This window comes from Saccharopolyspora sp., from assembly GCF_017434145.1.
GTDB classification, from domain to species: Bacteria; Actinomycetota; Actinomycetes; order Mycobacteriales; family Pseudonocardiaceae; genus Saccharopolyspora_C; species Saccharopolyspora_C galaxeae.
The window spans coordinates 1-5,065 of record NZ_JAFRFW010000914.1 but is presented as its reverse complement, the minus strand read 5'-3'; the positions used below and the strand labels follow the sequence as shown (position 1 = coordinate 5,065).

At 71.5% G+C, this 5,065-nt stretch carries 5 protein-coding genes; 2 read left to right on the top strand and 3 right to left on the bottom strand.

The genetic code is table 11. From position 1 onward, the window contains the following. Positions 1 to 62 precede the first annotated feature (62 nt). From IJH84_RS24760 to IJH84_RS24750, 3 genes are all read right to left on the bottom strand, one after another. Positions 63 to 1,094 (bottom strand): SDR family oxidoreductase, encoded by a 1,032-nt coding sequence (locus IJH84_RS24760; protein WP_295149662.1) that lies wholly within the window; start codon positions 1,092 to 1,094, stop codon positions 63 to 65. Further along, positions 1,094 to 1,672 (bottom strand): TetR/AcrR family transcriptional regulator, encoded by a 579-nt coding sequence (locus IJH84_RS24755; protein ID WP_295149660.1) that lies wholly within the window; start codon positions 1,670 to 1,672, stop codon positions 1,094 to 1,096. The genes IJH84_RS24760 and IJH84_RS24755 overlap by 1 nt, the downstream gene beginning before the upstream one ends. Positions 1,673 to 1,815: 143 nt before the next feature. Continuing rightward, positions 1,816 to 2,754, bottom strand: a complete 939-nt coding sequence (locus tag IJH84_RS24750; RefSeq protein WP_200073251.1) for a DNA recombination protein RmuC — start codon at positions 2,752 to 2,754, stop codon at positions 1,816 to 1,818. A gap of 226 nt (positions 2,755 to 2,980) precedes the next feature. On the opposite strand from IJH84_RS24750, the gene IJH84_RS24745 reads away from it, so the two are divergent. Together IJH84_RS24745 and IJH84_RS24740 are read left to right on the top strand one after the other, a co-directional pair. Beyond that, on the top strand, positions 2,981 to 4,162 hold the full coding sequence (locus IJH84_RS24745; RefSeq protein WP_295149657.1) for an exonuclease SbcCD subunit D C-terminal domain-containing protein: 1,182 nt from the start codon (positions 2,981 to 2,983) through the stop codon (positions 4,160 to 4,162). Then, on the top strand, positions 4,159 to 5,065 hold a 907-nt coding region (locus IJH84_RS24740), incomplete at its 3' end, for an SMC family ATPase (protein WP_295149655.1). The genes IJH84_RS24745 and IJH84_RS24740, both read left to right, overlap by 4 nt.

Genomic DNA, 5,065 nt, shown 5'->3' with positions numbered 1-5,065 from the left:
GGAACCGCGCCCCGGGTGCACGCCGAGGCCACGTTCGCGCGAGCGGCCTCCCCGCTGATCGTTCAGCTCGCGGCCGGCCGGAAGCCGTGATCGGCGAGGAAGCGTGCCGTGACCCGTGCCAGCTCCGCCACGTCCGGCTGGGTCAATCCGAGCGTCGACTCGACGCGGCGAGCTTCGGCGACCGGCAAGTCCTGCGCGGTGAGGAAGGTCAGCGCTTCGGCGCTGATCCCGGTCCAGCGGTCGAGACCGGCCTGCAGGCTCATCGCGGCCAGCGGGATCGGCACGCGCAGCCGCGGCGTGGCGACACCCAGCTCGTCCGCGACGATCCGCAGCAGATCGGCCAGCGGCGGGGTGTCGTGCAGCAGCCAGTACTGCCCGCCGGCCGTCTCCGCGAGTTCCGGCGCACCGGCCAGGAACTTCGCGAGGTGGTCCACCGCGACCAGCGGCAACCGGTGATCACGCACGCCCGGCACGATCGGGAGCCGTCCGCGGTGCAGCGCCTGGACGAGGTCCGGCCAGCCCCAGAACTGGGAGGTCTGCCCGGTGCGCGAATCCCCGGTCACCGAAGCCGGATGCACCCTGGTCAACGGGACGCCCGTCGCTTCGGCGATGTCGCGGACGCGCGCATCGGCCGTGAGTTTGGAGTCGTGGTACCGGCTGGTGGCGAGCTTGCTCGAGCGCCGGTGCTGAAACCCGCTGACCAGCACCAGCCGATCGAGGCTCGAGCCGGAGGCGGCCAGTTCGGCGACGCGTTCGGAGCCGCGCACGTTGACCTGCCGAGCCTGCTCGGCAGGCAGCCCGAAAGACATCGCTGCGCCCAGGTGGAAAACCTGGCTCGCAGTGCGGGCGAGCGCGAGGTCAGCGGGGTCCATCCCGAGATCATCACGGGTCAGATCTCCGGCCAGCCCGTGCAGCAGGTCGCTCCGGCCGCCCCGCGCTTCCACCCATTCCCACAGTTCCGCCAACCTGTGGCGCCCGTCCGGGTTGTCGCGCAGCAACACCGCCACCCGTCGGCCGCCGCCGGTCAGCTCGGGCAACAGCCAGCGGCCGATGAACCCGGTGCCGCCGGTGACGAAGGCGTCGATTCGCTTCATCACCGACCCTCCGCCGCGAGCAGAGCTGCGATGCGGTCCGCGACCTGCCGTAGCGGCGCCACGTCCCGGCGAGTCCGCGCCAGCAGCAGTGCACCCTCCACAGAGGACAGTACGAGCACCGCCAGCTCCTCGGCCGCCGCGGTGTCCTCGCCGGATTGCACGAGATGATCGCGGATCGACGCGAGCCACCGGTCGTAGCCCGCCCCGCACGCCGTGCGAACCGACTCGCTGTCCGCGTCGGCATCGAGCGCGACGGTTGCGATCGGACAGCCGTCGAGGAAGTCCGAATCGGCCAATCGCGCCGCGAGCAGAGCTGCGAACTCCCGCACGGCCTGCGCCGGATCCGGCGTGCGCGCCAGGATCTCGTCGATGACCCGGCACAGTTCGTCCGCGCCCTGCCCGACCGCCTCGGCCGCCAACTGGTTCTTGCCGCCGGGGAAGTGGAAGTAGAGCGATCCCTTCGGAGCTCCCGCCTCGGCCAGGACCTGGTTGACCCCGGTCGCGTGGAAGCCCTGCCTGCCGAACAGTTCGCGTGCCGTCACCAGCACCCGGGCTCGAGTCTCGCCGCGCGTCGCCATGGGCAAAACTAATAGAGACTGGTCTAGTAATTGCCAATGGTGATCGCGACGGACCCAATCGCGACGGGCTCCGCGGGGACGCGGCATCGTGCCGCGCCGGTGAAGCGGTCGTCCAGCTCGGTGTCGGACCAGGCTCGCCGTGTTCAGTTGTCGGTTTGTTCGGTGGGTACCAGGCCGTCCTCCTCCCTGCGGATCGTGTTGAGCTCGCTGCTGCCGTTGCCCGCGTTCTCCGCGAGCGGCTGCACGGCGCCGCGGAACGACTCGAGCGCGTCGAGTTCGCGGCGGCGGGCGGAGACGAACCGCTGCAGGTGGGTGCTGGAGAGGTTCACCGCCTCGACCGCGCCGGAGGCCGCGCGCTGCGCGCGGACCGCCTGCGCGCGGACCTGATCGATGTCCTCGGCGATGGTGCGTTCGGTCGCCGCGAACAGCGCCGCCGAGGCCAGCACGGCGAAACCGGTCGGCCCGCACAGGAAGACCCGCTTGTCCAGCAGCCACGACAGCAGGCTCGGATCGTTGTCCAGCGCGGTGACCACCGCCGCGTCCGACGGCACGAACATGATCGTGCCGTAGATCGCGTCCGCCCAGCGCTGGTAGCCCTTCCCGGACAACTCGGTGGCGCGGGACCGGATGTTGCGCACGTGCACCCGCAGCGCATCGCTGCGCTCCTGCGGATCGTCGGTGTCCATCGCCTCGGCCCACACCGCGAGGCTGGCCTTCGCGTCCACCGGGACCTGCCGCCCGCCGCCGACGGTGAGCACCATGTCCGGCCGCGCGGAACCGCCGCCGGCGAGGTCGGTCTGCACGCTGAAGTGGATCCCTTCCCGCAGTCCCAGCGACTTCGCCGTCTCGACCAGGACCTGCTCGCCCAGCTCGCCGCGGCCGGAGATGGACGCGAACGCCACCTCGTAGCGCCGTAGCGCCGCCTGCTGCTCGACCGCGCGGGCGCGTTCCGCCTCCACCATGCGCATCGCCTCGTCCGCGCGGCGCGCGGAATCGGTGTAGAGCCGCCAGATCAGCAGCAGAGCCGCCGCGCACAGCAGCATCAGCACGATGACGACGGCGATCAGCACGCCGGTGCCCATCTCGAACTCCTCTCGGCTTGCAGGTGCCACCGATCATTCCGCACCGCACCGACGATCCGGGCGAGATCGTCCGCGGCATTCCGTGATCGGCCGGTCGCACCCGGTTTCACCTGCGGCGCAACGGAATCCGACACGCCGGGGAGTGTCGGGCGCCGCTGCGGCCGACACGCCGAAGCGCCCTGGGGGGTCGACGCGGCTGTCGGTGGACGCCGCTAACTTGACCTCCATGCGGCTGCTGCACACCTCCGACTGGCACGTGGGACGCACGTTCCACGGCCGCGACCTGCTCGCCGAGCAGGAAACGGTGCTGTCCGGGCTGGCCGACCTGGTCGCGGACGAGCACGTCGACGTCGTGGTCGTGGCCGGCGACCTCTACGACCGCGCGGTGCCCTCCGGTGAAGCCGTGGAGACCTGCGTGCGGGTCCTCGGCCGGTTGCGGGCGGCGGGCGCGCAGCTGGTGGTCACCCCGGGCAACCACGACTCCGCCGCCCGCGTCGGGGCGTTCGCCGAGTTCGCGGCGGCCGGGGGGCTGCACCTGCGCACCCGCATCTCCGAACTGCACCAGCCGGTGCTGATCGACGACGAGCACGGTCCGGTCGCCTGCTACGGAATCCCTTACCTGGAACCGGATCCGGCCAAGCAGGCCCTGAACGCCACGGCCGGAGTCGCGGGCGCCTCCGAGGTCGCCGCGCGCGGACACACCGCCGTGCTCACCGAGGCGATGAACCGCATCCGCGCCGACCTGGCCACCAGAGCGGGCGGAACGCGTTCGGTGGTGCTCGCGCACGGCTTCGTCACCGGCGGCGACGCCAGCGACTCCGAACGCACCATCGCCGTCGGGGGTGTCGAACAGGTGCCGGGCTCGGTCTTCGACGGCGTCGACTACGTCGCGCTGGGCCATCTGCACGGGCCGCAGCGACTGGCCGAGCACCTGCGGTATTCCGGCAGCCCGCTGGCCTACTCGTTCTCCGAGGCGCGGCAACGGAAATCGGTGTGGCTGGTGGACCTGGACGCACCTGGCCTGTCCAATGTGGAGCGCAGGGAGCTGCCGGTGCCGCGCGAGCTGGGCACCGTCGAAGGCACGTTGGAACAGCTGCTCACCGACCCGGAACACGCCGAGCTGGCGGATCGCTTCCTGTCCGTGACGCTGACCGACGAGGTCCGGCCGGTGGACGCGATGCGCAGGCTGCAGGAACGCTTCCCGCACGCGGTTCACCTGGAATGGAAACCCGCGGGCGGGCGCGCGACCGCCGAACTGCACTACTCCGAGGCGGTGCGCGGACGGGACGACGTGGCACTGGCGGACGGCTTCGTCGCCGACTGCCGCGGAGCCGAACCCTCCACGGGCGAACGCTCGCTGCTGGCCGAAGCGCTGCGCGCGGTGGATGTCGCGGAGGTGCGGGAATGAGGCTGCACCGGCTGGAGGTCTCCGCGTTCGGCCCGTACCGCGGCACCGAACGGGTCGACTTCGACGCCCTCGGCGCGGACGGGCTGTTCCTGCTGCACGGCGACACCGGCGCGGGCAAGACGAGCCTGCTGGACGCGGTCGCGTTCGCGCTCTACGGCTCGGTGCCCGGCGTGCGCGACGAAGCCAAGCGGCTGCGCTGCGACACCGCCCCGGACAACCTGGCGACCTCGATCGAGCTGGAGCTGACCGTGCAGGGCCACCGGCTGCGGATCCAGCGCAGCCCCCAGTACGAGCAGCGCAAACAACGCGGCGAGGGCTACACCACCCGGCAGGCCAAAGCTTCGCTGACCTGGCTCGGCGACGTTCCCGGCGGGCAGCCGGCCGAAGGGCTCACCCGCATCCCGGACGTCAACCAGACCGTGCAGCGCCTGCTCGGGATGACCGTGCACCAGTTCACGAAGGTGGTGATGCTGCCGCAGGGCGAGTTCGCGAACTTCCTGCGCGCCGAGAACGCCGAGCGGGAACAGCTGCTGGAGAAGCTGTTCGGCACCGAGCGCTTCGCCGCGGTGGAGCAGTGGTTCGTGCAACGCAGGCGCGAACGGGGCCGTGCGCTGGAGGCGCACAACCAGCAGGCGCGGGAGGTGCTGGCGCGGGTCGCCCAGGTCGTAGGACAGGACCCGGAGGACGGCGACGACCAGCGGATCTGGTTGGAGGGCTGGGAGAAGCAGCTGACCGCCGAACTCGACGAGGCCCGCCGCAACCGCACCGAGCTGGCTCGGCAGCGCGACTCCGCCGAGCAGACGCTGACCGCGCGTCGGGAACTGGCCGACAAAGTGCGCCGAGTGCGCAACGCGCGCGCGGAACTGGACGCGCTGGAGCAGCAGCGCGCTGAGCACGATCAGT

Coding starts and splice junctions, on each gene's coding strand:
- IJH84_RS24745 (WP_295149657.1), top strand. CDS start 2,981: ATGCGGCTGCTGCACACCTCCGACTGGCACGTGGGACGCACGTTCCAC.
- IJH84_RS24750 (WP_200073251.1), bottom strand. CDS start 2,754: ATGGGCACCGGCGTGCTGATCGCCGTCGTCATCGTGCTGATGCTGCTG.
- IJH84_RS24755 (WP_295149660.1), bottom strand. CDS start 1,672: ATGGCGACGCGCGGCGAGACTCGAGCCCGGGTGCTGGTGACGGCACGC.
- IJH84_RS24760 (WP_295149662.1), bottom strand. CDS start 1,094: ATGAAGCGAATCGACGCCTTCGTCACCGGCGGCACCGGGTTCATCGGC.